Source organism: Caballeronia sp. AZ7_KS35, from assembly GCF_023631045.1.
In the GTDB taxonomy this organism is placed as follows: domain Bacteria; phylum Pseudomonadota; class Gammaproteobacteria; order Burkholderiales; family Burkholderiaceae; genus Caballeronia; species Caballeronia zhejiangensis.
In genome coordinates this window covers 97,198-114,657 of record NZ_JALQDV010000071.1, presented here as the reverse complement: position 1 = coordinate 114,657, position 17,460 = coordinate 97,198, and the positions used below count along the sequence as shown (strand labels likewise).

At 63.0% G+C, this 17,460-nt stretch carries 16 protein-coding genes and 3 pseudogenes; 12 read left to right on the top strand and 7 right to left on the bottom strand.

From position 1 onward, the window contains the following. Positions 1-17 precede the first annotated feature (17 nt). The 3 genes and pseudogenes from NCT05_RS35950 to NCT05_RS35940 form a co-directional block, all read left to right on the top strand. Positions 18-926: an SMP-30/gluconolactonase/LRE family protein gene (locus tag NCT05_RS35950; RefSeq protein WP_008345503.1), complete on the top strand. Its 909-nt coding sequence runs from the start codon at positions 18-20 to the stop codon at positions 924-926. 24 nt (positions 927-950) lie between these two features. Continuing rightward, the gene (locus NCT05_RS35945) at positions 951-1,970 is read left to right on the top strand and encodes an ABC transporter substrate-binding protein (protein ID WP_008345505.1); all 1,020 of its coding nucleotides are present in this window, start codon (positions 951-953) and stop codon (positions 1,968-1,970) included. A gap of 271 nt (positions 1,971-2,241) precedes the next feature. Then, positions 2,242-2,388, top strand: a pseudogene (locus NCT05_RS35940) (SDR family NAD(P)-dependent oxidoreductase); the annotation flags it as partial. Between the two features lie 189 nt (positions 2,389-2,577). Here NCT05_RS35940 and hutG read toward each other — a convergent pair. Further along, positions 2,578-3,395: pseudogene (gene hutG, locus NCT05_RS35935) on the bottom strand (N-formylglutamate deformylase). A gap of 28 nt (positions 3,396-3,423) precedes the next feature. Next, positions 3,424-3,696: pseudogene (locus tag NCT05_RS35930) on the bottom strand (formimidoylglutamate deiminase); the annotation flags it as partial. A gap of 684 nt (positions 3,697-4,380) precedes the next feature. On the opposite strand from NCT05_RS35930, the gene NCT05_RS35925 reads away from it, so the two are divergent. Further along, positions 4,381-5,208: an AraC family transcriptional regulator gene (locus NCT05_RS35925; RefSeq protein WP_250504640.1), complete on the top strand. Its 828-nt coding sequence runs from the start codon at positions 4,381-4,383 to the stop codon at positions 5,206-5,208. A 75-nt stretch (positions 5,209-5,283) separates the two neighbouring features. Continuing rightward, complete coding sequence (locus tag NCT05_RS35920) at positions 5,284-5,709, top strand: cupin domain-containing protein (protein WP_175983202.1); 426 nt, start codon at positions 5,284-5,286, stop codon at positions 5,707-5,709. 518 nt (positions 5,710-6,227) lie between these two features. On the opposite strand, the gene NCT05_RS35915 is transcribed toward NCT05_RS35920, so the two are convergent. After that, complete coding sequence (locus NCT05_RS35915) at positions 6,228-7,226, bottom strand: NAD-dependent epimerase/dehydratase family protein (protein WP_250504639.1); 999 nt, start codon at positions 7,224-7,226, stop codon at positions 6,228-6,230. 93 nt (positions 7,227-7,319) lie between these two features. Here NCT05_RS35915 and NCT05_RS35910 point away from each other — a divergent pair, with 93 nt between their 5' ends. After that, the gene (locus NCT05_RS35910) at positions 7,320-8,216 is read left to right on the top strand and encodes a LysR family transcriptional regulator (protein ID WP_250504638.1); all 897 of its coding nucleotides are present in this window, start codon (positions 7,320-7,322) and stop codon (positions 8,214-8,216) included. Positions 8,217-8,425: 209 nt separating this feature from the next. Here the strand turns inward: NCT05_RS35910 and NCT05_RS35905 are convergent, their stop codons facing one another. From NCT05_RS35905 to NCT05_RS35895, 3 genes are read right to left on the bottom strand one after another with little or no spacing between them, the layout of a single operon-like run. Next, the gene (locus NCT05_RS35905) at positions 8,426-8,899 is read right to left on the bottom strand and encodes a carboxylesterase family protein (RefSeq protein ID WP_250504637.1); all 474 of its coding nucleotides are present in this window, start codon (positions 8,897-8,899) and stop codon (positions 8,426-8,428) included. Continuing rightward, on the bottom strand, positions 8,896-9,525 hold the full coding sequence (locus tag NCT05_RS35900; RefSeq protein WP_250504636.1) for a carboxylesterase family protein: 630 nt from the start codon (positions 9,523-9,525) through the stop codon (positions 8,896-8,898). Before NCT05_RS35900 ends, NCT05_RS35905 begins: the two co-directional genes overlap by 4 nt. Then, the gene (locus tag NCT05_RS35895; RefSeq protein ID WP_250504635.1) at positions 9,468-9,842 is read right to left on the bottom strand and encodes a carboxylesterase family protein; all 375 of its coding nucleotides are present in this window, start codon (positions 9,840-9,842) and stop codon (positions 9,468-9,470) included. The genes NCT05_RS35900 and NCT05_RS35895 overlap by 58 nt, the downstream gene beginning before the upstream one ends. Positions 9,843-10,532: 690 nt before the next feature. On the opposite strand from NCT05_RS35895, the gene NCT05_RS35890 reads away from it, so the two are divergent. Continuing rightward, entirely contained in the window at positions 10,533-11,765 is a 1,233-nt protein-coding gene (locus NCT05_RS35890) for an alpha-hydroxy acid oxidase (protein WP_250504649.1), read from the top strand. A gap of 8 nt (positions 11,766-11,773) precedes the next feature. After that, positions 11,774-12,490, top strand: a complete 717-nt coding sequence (locus NCT05_RS35885) for an IclR family transcriptional regulator (RefSeq protein WP_250504634.1) — start codon at positions 11,774-11,776, stop codon at positions 12,488-12,490. Between the two features lie 11 nt (positions 12,491-12,501). Here NCT05_RS35885 and NCT05_RS35880 read toward each other — a convergent pair whose 3' ends face one another. Further along, positions 12,502-13,224: an IclR family transcriptional regulator gene (locus NCT05_RS35880; protein ID WP_250504633.1), complete on the bottom strand. Its 723-nt coding sequence runs from the start codon at positions 13,222-13,224 to the stop codon at positions 12,502-12,504. A 166-nt stretch (positions 13,225-13,390) separates the two neighbouring features. Between NCT05_RS35880 and NCT05_RS35875 the strand changes: the two genes are divergently transcribed. The 4 genes from NCT05_RS35875 to NCT05_RS35860 all read left to right on the top strand — a co-directional run bounded on the left by NCT05_RS35875 (position 13,391) and on the right by NCT05_RS35860 (position 17,440). Then, positions 13,391-14,083: an RraA family protein gene (locus NCT05_RS35875; RefSeq protein WP_250504632.1), complete on the top strand. Its 693-nt coding sequence runs from the start codon at positions 13,391-13,393 to the stop codon at positions 14,081-14,083. Next, on the top strand, positions 14,083-15,030 hold the full coding sequence (locus NCT05_RS35870) for a hydroxyacid dehydrogenase (RefSeq protein WP_250504631.1): 948 nt from the start codon (positions 14,083-14,085) through the stop codon (positions 15,028-15,030). The genes NCT05_RS35875 and NCT05_RS35870 overlap by 1 nt, the downstream gene beginning before the upstream one ends. A 20-nt stretch (positions 15,031-15,050) precedes the next feature. Further along, positions 15,051-15,977 (top strand): SMP-30/gluconolactonase/LRE family protein, encoded by a 927-nt coding sequence (locus NCT05_RS35865; protein WP_250504630.1) that lies wholly within the window; start codon positions 15,051-15,053, stop codon positions 15,975-15,977. Between the two features lie 83 nt (positions 15,978-16,060). Continuing rightward, positions 16,061-17,440: an MFS transporter gene (locus tag NCT05_RS35860; protein WP_250504629.1), complete on the top strand. Its 1,380-nt coding sequence runs from the start codon at positions 16,061-16,063 to the stop codon at positions 17,438-17,440. Positions 17,441-17,460: the final 20 nt, after the last annotated feature.

Here is a 17,460-nt window from a genome sequence, read left to right as displayed (position 1 = left end):
ACAAAGGACGAGGAGACATGAAACCCAGCGATTTCGAAGTGCATGATCCGCGTTTCAGGCTGCTGCTGCAGCCGAACGCGTTCCTTTCCAAAGTGACGGACGAATGCCTCTGGGCGGAAGGACCGGTCTATTTTCCGGCCACGGACCTGTTCGTCTGGAGCGACATCCCGAACAACCGCATGCTGCGCTGGGCGCCGGGAATGGGCGTCGGCGTGTTTCGCGCGCCGTCGAACTACAGCAACGGCAACACGCGCGACCGCGAAGGGCGGCTCGTGAGTTGCGAGCATGGCGCGCGGCGCGTGACGCGCACGGAGCACGACGGCAGCGTGACCGTGCTTGCATCGCATTTCGAAGGCAAGCGGCTGAACTCGCCGAACGATGTCGTCGTTGATTCGAAGGGCGACATCTGGTTCACGGATCCCGACTACGGAATCTTGAGCGACTACGAAGGCTATCGCGCAGAGAGCGAGATCGGCCGATGCAACGTGTATCGCCTATCGCCCGACGGCGCGCGTGTGCATCTCGTCTGCGACGACTTCGCGAAGCCGAACGGCCTCGCGTTTTCTCCGGACGAATCGCAGATCTACATCGCGGATTCGGCCGCTTCCCACGACGAAGAAGCGCCGCGTCATATCCGCGTGTTCGATGTATCGGGCGATGGCGTATTGCGTAACGGACGCGTGTTCATCGAGATGCAGAGCGGCGTGCCGGACGGCATGCGGGTCGACGAGCACGGCAATGTCTGGACCAGCGCGGAGGACGGCGTGCACTGCTACGCACCCGACGGCACGCTGCTCGGCAAGATCCTCATTCCCGAGGTCGTCGCGAACCTGACGTTCGGCGGCATCCATCGAAATCGCCTGTTCATTACGGCGACGTCATCGATCTATTCGCTGCATGTCGGCGTGCGTGGCGCGGGACGGTAAAAACATCAATAACAGGAGACGAGCATGAGAATCACAACACTGGCCGTGGCGCTGTGCCTGGTCGCGGCGTCGGCGGGCGCGTCGGCGCAGGTCGCGACGGGCGATACGTCGTCGATGAAGATCGCGCTGTCGAACAACTACGCGGGCAATAGCTGGCGCCAGCAGATGCTCAAGAGCTGGGCCAACGTCGCCGATCCGGCCGTGAAGCAGAAGGTCGTCGCGGCGGCGCCCAGCTTCACGACAGCCGAAAGCCAGGCGACAGAGCAGGTTCAGCAGATCCAGAATCTCATCTTGCAAGGCTTCAAGGCCATCGCCGTCGATGCCGTTTCGCCCACGGCGCTCAACGGCGTCATCAAGCAGGCATGCGGCGCGGGCGTGACGGTCGTATCGTTCGATGGCATCGCAACCGAGCCGTGCGCGTATCGCATTGCCGTGGATTTTCAGGGCATGGGCCGCATGCAGGTCGATTACTTGGCGAAGCGGCTGAACGGCAAGGGCAACTTGCTCGAAATTCGCGGACTCGCGGGCGTCTCCGTGGACGACGAGATTCATCAGGGCATCGTCGACGAACTCAAGAAGTATCCGGGGATGAAGATCGTCGGTTCGGTGCACGGGGACTGGACGCAGACCGTCGCGCAGAAGCAGGTCGCGGGCATCCTGCCGACTTTGCCGAAGGTCGACGGCGTGCTCACGCAAGGGGGCGACGGCTTCGGCACCGCGCAGGCGCTCAAGGCCGCGGGGCGGCCGACGCCGATCATCATTCTCGGCAACCGGCAGGAAGAACTCGCCTGGTGGGCCGAACAGAAGAAGAGCGGTTACGAGACGATGTCGGTGACGATTCCGCCGGGCGCGTCCTCGTTCGCCTTCTGGGTGACGCAGCAGCTTCTCGCCGGCAAGAAGATGCCGCACGACATCCGTATGCCGGTTCTGGAAGTGAAGCCGGAGGAACTCGACGCGGTGCTGGCCAAAACGCCGGTTGGTGCATTGGCGAACAAGGAGTACACGCGCGACGAGGTCGTCGCCGTCGTGGATGGGAAGAAGTAGGCACGTATCATCGGAGATGGAAACACGACGAATGAATCTCTCAAGGGGCTAAAGGTTGCGATCTTGGTCGCGGGAAGGATTTGAGCAAGTGGAAATGGCGAGCCCCGCAAGGCGCTCGATGAAGCCGGCGCCAAGACGCGCATCGTCTCGCCCAAGAATGAGCATGTGCGCGCTTCGACATTCACGAACTGGGGAGACGAGTTCCCGGTCGACGTCGTTCTCGATACGTCGGCGCGCACCGTTCGCTCATCGACGACGCATGGAGCCCTTCGAAGCGTTCGACGGTCTCGTGAACTGCGCGGGCATTGCATCGCTCGAATCGCCGCTGGAACTCGACGCGGACGCATTCGACCGCGTGATGGCCGTCAATGCGCGGGGCGCCGCGATGGTCGCCCGCGCCGTCGCGCTCGAGATGATCGAGCGGGATATCGCTGCCTGTCGATGGCGGGTACACGGCGCGTTGAATGCGGTTGGCTCGTCGCCCGCCAGCCTGATCGCCTGCTCCGAGCGCTGATGAAGCTCGGCAAGCGTGTATTGGCCAGAGCGTCTCTGCTCGTGGTGTTCAGAAGGTATTGCCGAGACGTCCTGCGGCAAGGACGTCTCGCGCTCATTTCGCCCGCGAGGCGTTCGCAGTCAGCTTGACGATTGCGTCGAGCGCGCCATTCACCATGCCGCGTACCACCGGCTCCACTTTCCTCGCGACCTCGGGCAGATAGTGGAACGGTGCGTTTTCGCTCATATAGGTGGACTGGCACATCTCCAGTTGCACCGCATGCACGCCGTCCTGCGGCGCGCCGGCGTGCCGCGTGATAAAGCCGCCCTTGAAGCGGCCGTTCGCAATCCATGTGAACGGACTCGCCGCGGCGACCCGCTGTATTGCTTCCTGCACGGAGGGCGCGGCGGTGCGGCCATCCTGCGTACCGATGTTGAAGTCCGGAAGCTTGCCTTCGAAAACGCGCGGCAGCACCTCGCGATCGAGTGCGCTTCCCACAGCAGCACATTGCGATGCTGGCTGCGCAGGCGCGTCAGCTCTTCCTGAAGAGCGTCGTGATACGGCTGCCAGTAAGTCGCCACCCCGCGATCGCGCTCGGCCGCGTCGGGCGCGCAGCCTTCGCGATACAGCGGCGCGCCGCGAAACGTTTCCGTCGGGCACAGGGACGTGGTGGTCTGCCCGGGATACAGGCTCTCGTCGTTCGATGGCCGGTTCAGGTCGATCACGTAGCGCGACACGCGCGCGCCGAGGATCGTCGCGCCGAGTGCGCGGGCGAAGCCGTAGAGGCGGTCGAGGTGCCAGTCAGTATCCGCGACCGTCAGCGCGATATCCGTGTACCGGTCGCGCAGGGCGTCGGGAATGTGCGTGCCGAGATGAGGAATGGAGATTATCAGCGGCGCATCGCCGACTTCGAGTGAGAAGAGATCGTTCATGGTGCCTGCAATGGAATTACGGTTGCGTTCAGGCGTCGGCGAGAAGCTGCGCCAGCGCCCGGCGATAGTCCGCGTAATGCCTGGCTTCGTCGCGATGACGGCGCTCGTGGATCACGCGCTCGCCGCCGACGAAGACATCGCGCACGGGCGTTTCGCCGTGTTCGCAAAAGACGGCGGACGAAAGCGACGTCGCGCTGGTCTGTTCGGCGAGAGCGGGATGGTCGGAATCGAGCACGATCCAGTCCGCCCGCCCGCCCTGTTCGAGGGCGCCGACGGTGCGGCCGGCCGCGCGCGCGCCGCCTGGACAAAAATGCGATTCCCATTGCGCGGGAATGACGAATTGAGGGTTTGCACTATCGCTTACCTAAGGCTATGTTCAGGCGCGGCAGTATCGCAATGCGAAGGTCGCAGTCGGTACCTTGGGGGGCAGCGCCAATGTCGCTTCGACCGGACGCCGCTAGGCGCTGTTAGCTCTCTCCTGAGTTTGGATCCGTCAGCTTGAGACACTCGCGGGGTTAGTCGACTGGTCGGACGAAGCAGCGATGGTCGTTCGAACACATTGCCTCGTTTGACGCGTCGTTCGATCAGGCTGCGGCCGACATGACATCGCGTTCAGTCATCTTTAGATTTCGGACCTGCAGTCGAATGACCGGTGTTTTTCGTTACCCGACGCCAAAACCCTGTCCAGGTAACGGCGGTTCTGGGTCGGTTCGCGCCCGTCACCTCCTCAAACCCGTCGCTGGAAAGCAGTCAGTGGTTGCAACTGCCCACAAGCTCCCGGCCGGCAGCGGATCTTCACAACACCGAACGGCCGTCCACGTTCCTCAAGCCGACGTTTAGGGCCGCGGAAGTCCCACTGCGTAGGAATGCGCTAGGCGCATGTAGCGCGTCGTCGCACGTGCGACAATTCGGTTTTCGCCTGCGCGCGCACCGCCTTGAGATCTGCACCGCATCAGCACAGGGCGGCCTTCCGGGGCCATATATCATGAATCTACGAGCACCGGTCTTACCCCCCGACTGGGTGAGGCGCGCCGAGCCGATAGAAGGCGTCGAGCGCATCGAAGCGTGGTTTCACGGCAGCGCATACTCCATGCACCGCCACGACACCTACGCGATCGGCCGCACGCTCGCTGGCGTTCAGAGTTTCAACTATCGGCGCAGCCAGCGGAACAGCCTGCCGGGCAACACGCTCGTACTGCATCCCGATGAGGCTCACGATGGCCAGGCGGGCACCGATGAGGGGTTCCAATACCGGATGGTCTACGTGGAACCCGCTCTCTTTCAGGAAGTGCTCGGCGGACAAGCGCTGCCGTTCCTCGAAGGCGGCGTGACTACCGATCGGCGCCTCGAGGTTGCGACCGTAGCGTTGCTGCAGCATGTCAGCTATACGCTCGAGCCGCTTGAACAGAGCGATGCACTTGCCGAGTTGGCGAATGCCTTGGCCGCCGTCACTGGTACGCCTGCAAGAAAAGCCAAAGGGGACTTCCTCGCGGCGCGGCGTGCACGCGACTATCTGCACGCAAATTGCTCGCGCGTTGTCGCGCTCGACGAACTCGAAGCGGTGACGGGTCGCGATCGCTGGAGCTTGTCGCACGATTTTCGCAGGTTCTACGGCACGAGCCCGTATCGATATCTGACGATGCGGCGCCTCGATGCAGTGCGCCACATGCTGCTCGCTGGCACCTCGCTCGCTTGCGCTGCTGCAGCCGCGGGTTTTGCCGATCAGAGTCATATGACGCGACACTTTTCGAAGACATTTGGGCTGACGCCAGGGCGCTGGTTACAAGTCGCGGGCGGCGTTCCGCGCGGCTAAAACGCCACGATCGTTCAATACGACCGGAAGGAGCATGCGTATCCTCAACGCATCAACCTTTGAACGGAGAGAACGATGTCCCAATCCTCGAACCATTCCACCGCTCCGGTCACGCGCGGCCAGTGCGACACCATCGATCTGATCGGCAAGATCGCGCAGATTAACGATCACTGGCAACCGCGCGTTGTCGCTGAAATGAACGACTATCAATTCAAGGTCGTCAAGGTCGAAGGCGAGTTCGAGTGGCACCGACATGCCGATACCGACGAAGCGTTCATCGTCCTCGATGGCGAACTGCGTATCGATTTTCGGGCAGGGCCTTCAGGCGATGGTTCGATCGTATTACGTGCCGGACAGTTGGGAGTCGTTCCGAAGGGAGTCGAGCACAAGCCCTGTGCAAACGCAGAAGTCAAGCTGCTGCTTATCGAGCCGCGAGGTGTCGTGAACACAGGCGACGGCGCGGCAAGCGAGCGTACTGTCGCGAACGACCAGTGGATTTGAGCCGGCCACCGGGGTATGACCGGTGAGACGTGGCGGGCGGAGACGGGCGATTCTCCGAGGGGCGCGATTGCGTCGATTCCACTTCAACGTCCGCTCTTGTGTGGGGCCAGGTAGTTCCACCGGCGATTCGCTTGAGGACACAAGGCATGTGCCGGTCGAAACAGCCCGGCGCCTGCCACTCGGCCATGGCTGGTGAGCCGGCGACAATCGCGAGGAAACACAGAGCGCAACTAATCGTCTGCGTTTCCGTCCGCCTTCAAGAACATCTCAGGTCACCATCTTCAGGATATGCCTTTGAGAAGGGGGCAAGACAATCAGCCGCCCGAAGAATCACCCTCGGTCAGGCACACGCGATTCGTGGGGCGGGCTCGAAGGTTTCGTCGTGCGACAGTTTCGAGCCGAGCGAACCCGTTCCTGAACACGCTTACCAGTCGAGCATCGTCCGCATTGCGCGGAAGCCAGAATGCTTAGCCGGACGGCAGGCTCACGTACTGCGGGGATCTTAACGGCCGCTCGTTTTACGGAGCGAGGCTCGATAGCGAAGCTCGAACATCAGGCGCGAGACATCCGAGTCCGATTAGCGTCTTTTCGACGGCCACGTCCAGCGGCGTATGCGGCTCGTGGCCGAGCGTCTGCACGAGCCGCGCGTTATTCAGATGCACGGACGTTGTCCATAGATAGCGCATTTCCTGAAGCTCCCTGAATGTTACGTTGAACGGCGCGGCAAGCGCGAGCAGCCACCACGGAAAGCCGACGACAGCGGGCGCCCGCCCGGTGCGCCGCGCGACCACGCGACGGATCGCGTCGGCAAAGCCGGTGCCGTCCTCGTCCCAATGACCGCTCATGTGAAAGCGCGCGAACGCATCGAGCGAATGGCGGTGCGCAAGCAGTTCAACCATCGTGCGAGCGACATCGGGTAGATACGCCCATTGATGCCCGATGCCACGCGCACCCGGATTGCTGACCTTCGCCACCGGCTTTCCTGGCTTCACGAGTCCTTGCGCGAGCCAGTTATTGCCCGCTCTTGGCCCGAAGAAATCGCCCGCGCGCACGATCAGCACTCGCGCGCCTTCCTTGCTCGCGCGTTGCAGACGCGCTTCCATTTCCACGCGAATCGCGCCTTTGCGCGTGACGGGATGCTGTGGCGCGTCTTCGTCGATGAATGGAAACGCGTCCGGCCCGAAGTTGTAGACCGTGCCCGGCAACACGATGGTAGCGCCCTGCGCCTTCGCCGCCGCGATGGTGTTGTCGATCATCGGCAGCACCAGTTCGGCCCAGCGCTTATAGCCTGGCGGATTGACCGCGTGCACGATCACGGATACGCCCTGTGCCGCGCGCATCACGTCGGCCGCGTTCATCGCGTCGCCGTGAATCCAGTCGATGCCGTCGCCCTTCGATGCCCCCGCGCCACGCCGCAGCCCGTGCACGCGCCAGCCCCCATCGCGCAATTGCCGCGCAACTTCCCCGCCGATGCCGCCCGTCGCCCCAAGTACCAGAACCGTTTCGCCTTGCGCCATGTCACGCCTCCCAGGTTGTCGATGACGCCATTCTCCGCCCTTCGCGGACACATTAAAATTGGCGAACCTCGTTGATCCGATATTCAAAAACGTATGGCAGACGACATCGGCTGGGAGCTTTACCGAACGTTCCTCGCAGTGCTGCGCGAGGGCTCGCTGTCGGGTGCAGCGCGCGCGCTCGGCATCACGCAGCCGACGGCTGGGCGGCACGTTGAAGCGCTCGAACGGGCGCTGAAGGTAAGTCTATTTACGCGCTCGCAGAACGGGCTTCAGCCGACCGACGTTGCGCTTGGATTACAGTCGCACGCCGAAGCGATGCAGAGTACGGCGGCATCGCTCAAGCGCGCGGCGAGCGGCCACACGGGCGACGACGGCGCGGGCGTGCAGGGCGTCGTGCGCGTATCCGCGAGCGAAGTGGTCGGGGTCGAAGTGCTGCCGCCGGTCATCGCCGCGCTGCGCGAGCGGCATCCGCGATTGATCGTCGAACTCGTGCTGTCGAACCGCGTGCAGGACTTGCTGAGGCGCGAAGCGGATATTGCCGTGCGCATGGTGCGCCCGCGCCAGACGCAACTCGTCGCGCGGCGAGTCGGCGTGATCGAGGTCGGACTTCATGCGCGGCGCGATTATCTCGACCGTCACGGCACGCCGCGCAGCATGGCGGCGCTCGCAGAACACGCGGTCATCGGCTACGACCAGCCAAACGCGTTCATTCGCGATGTGAGCCGCACGTTGCCGGGTTTTCGTCACGCGTTGTTTTCGATGCGCGCCGATAGCGATCTCGCGCAACTCGCACTGATCCGCGCGGGTGCGGGAATCGGCGGATGTCATGTCGCGATTGCGCGCCGTGATGGTCTCGTACGCGTGCTGTCGAAAGCGTTCGCGCTCCGGCTCGAAACGTGGGTGACGATGCACGAAGATCTGCGCGCTAGCCCGCGCTGCCGCGCTACCTTCGATGCCCTTGCTGACGCGCTCGAACAGTACGCGCGATAACGCCGCGACTGGGCGACACGCGCATCCGCAAGCCTCACTGTGAGCGTCGGCGCGAGGCATCGACACGGCGCAGTCCGCACCCGTCTTCCGAAACACTTCCAGCGGAGCTTCGACGAGCGGCGCAACCAGTTCGCATGGGCACGACGGATTTGTTCGATCCCGTATCGATGATTCTCCGCGAGACGCGACAGCGCATGTTATAGCGCGTGCTACCAGCGGAGGAAGAGGCATTTGACCGTTCTGGGCGAGGTCAATCCAGAAACTTGACGCGGGCAGCGAGGTGAGAGCCGCGCGTTCTGATTGCCGAGCGAACCGAACAGCCATGTGCACGCCGATGAACTCAAGCGCGTCAACGAAAGGGTGTTGAATACGTACAGAATCTCGGCACCATGCGTGGCGCCTGCGACTTTATCTCTGATCGACTGAGCGACATACGAAAAACGATAGAGATACGCCGGCGCGCCGTTGGACGTAAAAATTCGGGCGACAAAGCGGGCGGGCACATCCATCGTAATGACACGAGAAATTTGGCTCTCAATGGACGCGACAGAGGCGGTGCCAGCCGGATCAAACGCCGCAGCGGCGGCGCTCGAGTTTTGAGGACCAAAGATCGCGAACGCCTGCTCCTTCGTCGTAATGCCTCGACTCGAAAAGCCGAGGTCGGCACCGTTCACAGCAATCATGAGCGGGATCTTCGCAAAGTGTCCCGCCTTGTACCGATTCTCCGGTTCGTCCACCACGATTTTCCCGTCAATGATCGCGCTGCCCGAGAACGTGGCCGGTTGTGCGGCGTATTCAACGTTGAGGCGTCCAACCCGTCGAGGACCTGGTCTGCCGAGAGCGCACGTAGGGCGTCGAGCGAACTGGCGTCACTCCCGTTGATTCCGAGTCCACTGGCGAATGAAGCACCCAGTTCTTCAGCCGAAGCCCCGACCATCCTGGCGTTACGCGTGAGCGTACGGCCATAGTACTGATTGACGCGTCCATTGCCGGACTCATTAATCGCCTTTGCAAACAGTCTTGATGCCAACGGCGATGTCAGCAGGTTGTGAATAGATTCACCTCCAGCCGATTCCCCGAATATCGTAACGTTCGTGGGGTCGCCGCCGAAATTGGAGATGTTACGCTGTACCCATTTCAAAGCGGCGATCTGGTCCATATAGCCGTAATTGGCCAACGTTTCGCCTGACCGGGCAGCGGCCGCGGTCAGTGCAGGATGTGCAAAGAAGCCGAAGCGGCCGAGCCGGTAATTTACAGTGACGATAACGACGCCTTCTTTGGCGAACTGCGTGCCGTCATAGGTCGGCATCGATGTCCACCAACGACGTATGCACCGCCGTAGATCCAGACCATCACAGGCAAGTTCTTGCCAGTGCTGTTCTGCGGGCGCCATACGTTGAGGTACAGACAATCTTCTGACGGGGCGACCGTCAGCGCGGGATTCGGACCGCTCGTTTGCATGCAGTCGTGAACAAAAGAAGTGGCCTGTCGCACACCACTCCAAGCAGACACGGGCTGAGGGGGGCGCCAACGCAAGCTCCCGACAGGAGGAGCCGCAAAAGGAATACCCTTGTACGCGACCACTCCGCTAGCCGCCGCGCCCTGTACAGCACCATCGGCCGTCATAGAGATTAAGGAATCCGACGAACTCGAAGAGCCGCCGCCTCCACAAGCAGACAGCGCCGCCGCGAGAATGGGCGAGGTGAGCAATGCGAGACGCGCATCAATGCGTCTCGCTTTGGCACAGTCCGTTTGATCTTTCCTGGAGCTTTACGTCTCTGTTTAATCGTGATGCCATCGTCCCCCTTATAAGCTCGGATGCTCCATGCCGCCATGAACCGTTGCTTCGGCGGGCTCTGCGGCGCAGAGTGGAATTGAGTATCGAAGGGTGATTGTCTGCAGTCAAATTCAAGACAATAATTGACCGCATGAACGGCGTTCATAGGAAATGGTATTAAGGAATGCGACGGAATAAGGGCTTTGGTCCAAAGCTTATGTCCTCGGCAAGGCGTATTCTGTGAGCGTTCCTGCCCGCATCATCCGCAACACGTAACGCACGTGACGGAGCAGTCGCCCCGCCATCCGACAGGACGCCCGCGTAGGCGCTATTGACCCCGTGGCTAATCCGCGTTCGTTACGCCGGTCGGAGAGTTGGAAGGGCGGGAACACTCGCACGAGACGTAGCGTTGATTTCATAACGACGTTATGATTTCAAAGAAGACTACGCCGCTGGGCGCACAGGCACGCCTCACTGATGCACCACAGGTGCCTATCGAGTCCTGCTCTGATGGCACGCGTGAATTCGAGAGACAAGCAATGAGAGACGAAGAGAAGAAGCACGCCCCGGCGCAGGCAATTCCGCGGAGATTGAGGCGGTATCTCTCGCTCGATGACTTCGAGCACGTCGCGCAGCGGCACCTTCCGCGTCCCATCTTCGGCTACATCTCGGGCGCTGCGGAGCGTAATGCGTCGCTGGACGACAACCAGCGCGCGTATTCCGAATATCGCTTCGTTACGCGCGTGCTGCGCGACGTTTCTCGTCGCACGCAGGAAACGACGCTGCTCGGCCGGACATATCGCGCTCCGTTCGGCATTGCGCCGATGGGCATATCCGCGCTATCTGCCTACCGGGGCGACGTCGTCCAAGCCGAAGCAGCTCGGGAAGCTGGCATCCCGATGATCATGAGCGGTTCGTCGCTCATTCCTCTCGAGGTCGTTGCACGAGACGCTCCGGGCACATGGTTTCAGGCTTATCTCCCCGGCGAATCGCAAAAGATTCGCGCACTAGTCGAGCGCGTCGAGCGCGCAGGCTACGACACGCTCGTTTTGACCGTGGACACTGCCTTGCTGGCCAATCGTGAAAACAACGTCCGCACAGGGTTTTCCACTCCACTAAAGCCGAGCATGAGGCTCGCGTGGGATGGCGTCACGCGTCCTCGATGGCTGCTCGGGACCGCGCTTAGAACGCTGGTCAGGCACGGTATGCCGCATTTCGAGAACTCGTCCGCCACGAGAGGCGCGCCAATCTTCTCGGGCCGTGTGGTCCGGGATTTCGGCGCGAAGGATCATCTGAACTGGAGCCATGTGCGTCAGATCCGAGCGCAGTGGAAAGGGAAGCTCGTCATCAAGGGCATCATGGCGGCCGAGGATGCGATCGCCGCGCGAGACCACGGCGTAGACGGAATCATCGTCTCGAACCACGGCGGGCGTCAGCTGGACGGCACGGCCGCTCCGCTTCGCGTGCTGCCCCGCATCGCCGATGCAGTCGGTCGCGACATCGCCCTGATGATCGACGGAGGCATCCGCCGGGGCACCGATGTTTTGAAGGCGCTTGCTCTCGGCGCCGATTTCGTCTTCGTCGGGCGCCCGTTCAACTATGCCGCTTCGGTGGCCGGCCAGGCGGGCGTCGCGCATGCGATCGGCATTCTGCACGCGGAAGTGCAGCGCAATCTCGGTTTGCTCGGGCTCAACAGCATCGACGAATTGAGTCCGGACCTGCTCATCAGGTTGCCGGAGGGATCGGCTGCAAGCGAGAGGCACAGTCAATGAAGCCGGCAATGAAGGATGAGGAACAGATCGACCGTTCCGTCGCCGCGGTGGACAGGACGCTCTCGTTGCTCGAAGCGTTTCTGGGCGAGCCGGGCGTCCGTTCGCTGTCGGACCTGGAAGAGCGAACGGGGCTCTTCAAGAGCGTGATTCTTCGCTACATGCTTTCCCTCGAAACGCGCGGCTTCGTGCATAAGGAGCAAAGCGGCACGTACCGGCTCGGCGTCAAGGCCGTTCAACTGGGCCGCGCGTTCGAAAGCAGCGTGGATCTGGCGTCGACCTTGCAGCCGGTCGTTGAGCGGCTCAGCGAGAAAACCGGCAACAGCGCGTCCGTCTACGTGCGCGACGGCGAGTGGCGCGTCTGTCTGGTGCGCGCGGAACCGGAGCGCGATGTGCGCGTCGCGATCCGTGCCGGCACGCGGCGCCCGATGGACAAGTCGGCGTCCAGCCTCGCTTTCAAGCGCTTCGAACGAAAGACCGTGCAGGTGTTCGCCGCGTCGGGCGTGGCCGGCATCGCTTCGTCCGCCGGTGTCGGCGATCCGCTGCTCGCGTCGATGGCCGCGCCGCTGTTCGGCATTGACAATGCGTTCGTCGGCGTGCTGACGCTTTCGGGCGTGATCGGCCACTTTCATGTCGACGACGAAAAAGTGCGCTCGCTCCTCTTCGATGCGGCGCTCGCCGCGAGCGCATTGCTCGGCGCGACGTGCAACGAAGGCGCTGGCGAATGACGCGCGCGTGCTCAGCGTCGCTCGGCCGTGCCGTATATGCGCTCGCAGAAGGCCACGCTCGCGCCGAGCCGCCGGGAAAGGTCGGAGGCGGCCTGCAATTGCGGGGCAATCATTTCGCCCGTTTCGCGCGCCACGCTCAGGCGCGAGGCCGGACCGGACAGCGTCAGTGCCGCCATGAATTCTTCGTCGGGACCGAACACCGGCGTGGCGAACGCCGCGGTATGCACATCGCGCGCGCCCGAGGTGAAGAGCGGAATCTGCGGCGGCTCGGCGAAGAGCGGTTCGCGCATTCCCCAATAGCGGATGACTTGCCCGATGGCCGTGTCGTCGAGCGGAAGCGAAGTTCCCGCGAGCCGCGTTTCGCGCAGCCCCTCGGACGGTTCCGCGCGAAACAGACATAGCCGCTTGCCATTGTCGAGCACGTAGTACGAGGCGCTTTCCTTCGTCGCGGAAGCGAGCGCGAACAACACCGGTTCGACTACCGACGACAGATGGAACGACTGTTCGTAGAGCTTGCCCAGATAAAGCACGCGCGCGCCGAGTCCGTACATGCCGTCGTCGGATCGCACGACATAGCCCATGCGCTCCAGTGAGTTCATCAGCCGGTACACAGTCGTCTTGTGCATGCCCGAAGCGCTTGCCAGCGCGGCAAGCGAGAGTTTCTCCCTGCCGAGCCTGAAGCAGTCGAGCAGACCGAGCGCTCGTTCGACCGCGATCACCCCGTCGTTTCCCATCTCGTCTCCTTGACGTTCGTTTTCTCGATGCATTGTACACAGTAAAACGACGGTGCGCACAGTAAAAGGGTAAACGCTACTGGCTCGCACATCGACCGCACGTTAAAGTGGTTTCACTTCGTACACCACTGTTGCACACAGTACAACTTTCTCCTGAGGTTAGTCCATGAGCACCGACACGAATCAATCGATCATTCGAGACATCGACCGCGTTTCCCCCGAACTCGTCGAAGCTGCGGGGAAGTTCCAGGCCGCGATCGTCGCCGACGTCGCAGGCCGGCGCGGCACCGTGCACGGCCGCGTGAAGCCGCTCTCGCCGAAGATGAAAGTAGCGGGACCGGCAATCACCGTCGAGGTCCGTCAAGGCGACAATCTCGCGATCCACGCTGCACTGGCGATCGCGAAGCCGGGCGATGTGATCGTCGTCGACGGCAAGGGCGACGTGAGCTGCGCGCTGCTCGGCGAGATCATGGCGACGCAGGCGAAGGTCAGCGGCATCGCGGGCATCGTCATCGACGCGGCGGTGCGCGACGCGCACGAACTCGCGAACGGCGACTATCCGATCTTTTCCGCCGGCCTGAATCCGTGCGGCCCGACGAAGAGCGTGGCCGGGCTCGTCAACCATCCGATTTCCGCTGGCGGAACGGCGGTCAATCCCGGCGATCTCGTGGTCGGCGATGCCGACGGCGTCGTCGTGATTCCGCGTGCCGATGTCGCGCGCATCGTCGAACTCGCGCAGAAGAAGCTCGATATGGAAACGGCGCGCATCGCGGCGATCCACAAGGGCGACGTGCGCCCGGGTTGGCTCGACAAGGAACTGCGCGCGGTCGGCATGCTGGCCGAAGGCGAGGCGCTGTGATGGACTCGAACGTTCAAAAGCCCGTCGTGCTCGTGACGGCCGCCGATATCGCACCGCAGGCGCTCGAGATGCTTCAGGCATTCGAAGTCGTGTTCGCGGGCAAGCAGCCGACGGAAGACGACGTCGTGGCGCTGTGCGAAAAGACGAAGCCGGTCGCGATCATCGTGCGATACGGCAAGGTGGACGCGCGCATCATGGACGCAGCGGAAAACCTGCAGGTCATCTCGAAGCACGGCAGCGGCATCGACGTGATCGATCAGGACGCGGCCGCCGCGCGCGGCATCGCGGTGCGGGCGGCGGTCGGCGCGAATGCCGCGGCGGTCGCCGAGCACGCGTGGGCGCTCATCCTTGCGTGCGCGAAGTCGATTCCGCAGTTGGACGTTCGCATGCGCGCCGGCCACTGGGACAAGTCGACGCACAAGTCCTTCGAACTCGACGGCCGCACGCTCGGCGTCGTGGGCCTCGGTTCGATCGGGCGTCGCGTGGCGACGATCGGCGTCGCGTTCGGCATGAACGTGCTCGCCTTCGATCCGTTCGCGAAGGAAGCGCCGCACGGCGTCACACTCGCGTCGATGGACGAGATCTACGCCGCATCCGACGTGCTCTCGCTCAACTGTCCGCTGACGGACGAGAACCGCAACATGATCGGCCGCGACACGCTCGCGCGCATGAAGCGCGGCGCGATTCTCGTGAACACGGCGCGCGGCGGGCTGATCGATGAAGCGGCGCTCGTCGAGGCGCTCTTGAGGGGTCAATTGCGTTCGGCCGGCGTCGATAGTTTCGCCATCGAGCCGATGACGCATCCGCATCCGTTCCAGTCCGTGCCGAACCTGATTCTTTCGCCGCACGTGGGCGGCGTCAGCGAAGCGGCGTACGTGAACATGGGCAAGGGTGCCGCGGCCAACGTGCTCGCGGTCATCGAGGAAAACGCCCGCAAGGTGGCGTGACGTTCGCAGGAAGGCTCAGCATGTTCCATCTCACATCGCCCGGAGTGCGCGAAGCGCAGGTGTTCACGCGCATGCCGGAGAAATACCGCAAGCGGGATGCAGAGAGCGATTGGGCACGCGCCAATCGCGGCGGCATGACCACCGATTCGTTTCTGGAGGGTCCGGTCTGGGATCCGCGCGGCCATCTGTACGTGACCGATATTCCCTACGGCCGCATCTTTCGCATTTCGCCTTCGGGCGAGTGGGATCTCGTCGCGCAGTACGACGGCGAGCCCAACGGGATGAAGCTGTTCGACGACGCGCATCTGCTCATCACCGACTATCGCAACGGCCTGATGCTGCTCGACATCGAGCGCGGGGAAGTGAAGCCCTACCTCGAACGCCGCAACTCCGAGCGCTTCAAGGGTGTGAACGACCTGACCTTCGATTCGCACGGCAACCTCTATTTCACCGATCAGGGCCAGTCGGGCCTGCACGATCCGACGGGCCGCGTGTATCGGCTGTCGCCGGATGGCAAGCTCGACATGCTGCTCGGCAACTGCCCGAGCCCGAACGGACTCGTGCTGTCGCCCGACGAAAATGTGCTTTACGTCGGCATGACGCGGGGCAATTGCGTGTGGCGAGTTCCGCTGCAAGCGGACGGCTCGGTCAGCAAGGTCGGGCAGTTCTTCACGTCGTACGGTCCGAGCGGCCCCGACGGACTCACGATCGATGCCGAAGGCCGGCTGTTCATCGCGAATCCGGGGCTCGGTCGCGTGTGGGTGTTGAATCGCCGCGCCGAGCCGGTGGAGATTCTGACCGCGCAGGAAGGCGTGTCGCTCACGAATCTCTGTTTCGGCGGCGCGGACATGAAGACGCTCTTCATGACCGAATCGACGAACGGGCTCATGTTGAAGGCCGACATGACCGTTCCCGGACCGCTTCCCAAGCGGGCAAAGACCCACTGAGGCTTACTGCGCAGCGGGACCGAAAAGGCTCGCGCGGCGTCTATCGAGACATTGCGCCGAAGCAGCGCAGTGGAGGAGCAAGCATGAATCTCTCGGAAACCATCGATCACACGCGCGCCGAGCGCTCGACGAACGCGACGAGCGGCGCCGCGTTCGCGAGCGACGATTTCGCCGCCAGCGAACGCACGCTCGCGAAGGCGTTCCGGCGCATCCTGCCGTTCATCTTCCTGTGCTACGTCGTCAGCTATCTCGACCGAACGAATGTCGGCTTCGCCGCGCTGACGATGAACAAGGACCTCGGTCTCACCGGCGAACAGTTCGGCTTCGCTGCGGGACTCTTCTCGATCGGCTACTTCCTGTTCGAGATTCCGAGCAACCTCATCATGCAGAAGGTGGGCGCCCGCGTCTGGATCGCGCGCATCATGATCACCTGGGGCGTGTGCTCGATGCTGACGGCGTTCGTCGTCGGGCCGAAGAGCTTCGCCGCCGCGCGGTTTCTGCTCGGTATCGCGGAAGCGGGATTCACGCCCGGCATCTATCTGTATTTCACGCACTGGTTTCCCGGCAAGTGGCGCGCCAAGGTGACGGCTGCGTTCCTCGTCGGCATTCCTGTCGCGAACATGATCGGCTCGCCGATATCGGGCGCGCTGCTGCAGTTGGGCGGCTTGCAGGGCTTGAAAAGCTGGCAATGGCTGCTGCTGATCGAAGGCCTGCCCGCCGTGCTGCTCGGCATCGCATGTCTGTTCATCCTCGCCGATCGCCCCGACAAGGCTTCCTGGCTAAGCGATGAAGAGAAGGCCACGCTCGCCCGGCGCCTCGCCGCGGAGCAAAAGGATATCGGCAGCAAGCACGGCAGCACGCTGCGCGATGCCATGACCAACTGGCGCGTGTTCGTGCTCGCGTTCATCAACTTCTGCGGGATCGTCGGATCGGTGGGCGTCGGCTTGTGGATGCCGCAGATCATCAAGCAGTTCGGCGTCGCACATTCGGTCGTCGGCTGGCTGACGGCGGTTCCCTATCTCATCGGCGCGTTCGCCATGCTGTGGTGGGCGCGCGTGGCGAACAAGTCGCAGAAGCGTGTCCCTTACGTTGCCGGCGCATTGCTGATTGCCGCCGCCGCGCTCGCGTGCAGCGCGCTGACCGACGTGCCGCTCCTGAAGCTCATCGCCCTTTGTTTCACCGTCAGCGGAATTCTCGCGTTCCAGGCGACGTACTGGGCGATTCCCTCCAGCTTCCTCACCGGCCGCGCTGCCGCTGGCGGACTGGCGCTGATCGTGTCTGTCGGCAATCTCGGCGGCTTCGCGGGGCCGTCGATGATCGGCGCGCTCAAGCAGATGTCCGGCGGCTTCACCGTGCCGCTGCTCGCGGTCTCGGCCGTGCTGCTGATCGGCGCGCTGACGATCGCATGGCTCGGCGACCCCGGCGCGAATGCCGGCGAAGCGGGCGCCGCGCGCAAGTCGTGAAGCTACGCATCAAATCGATT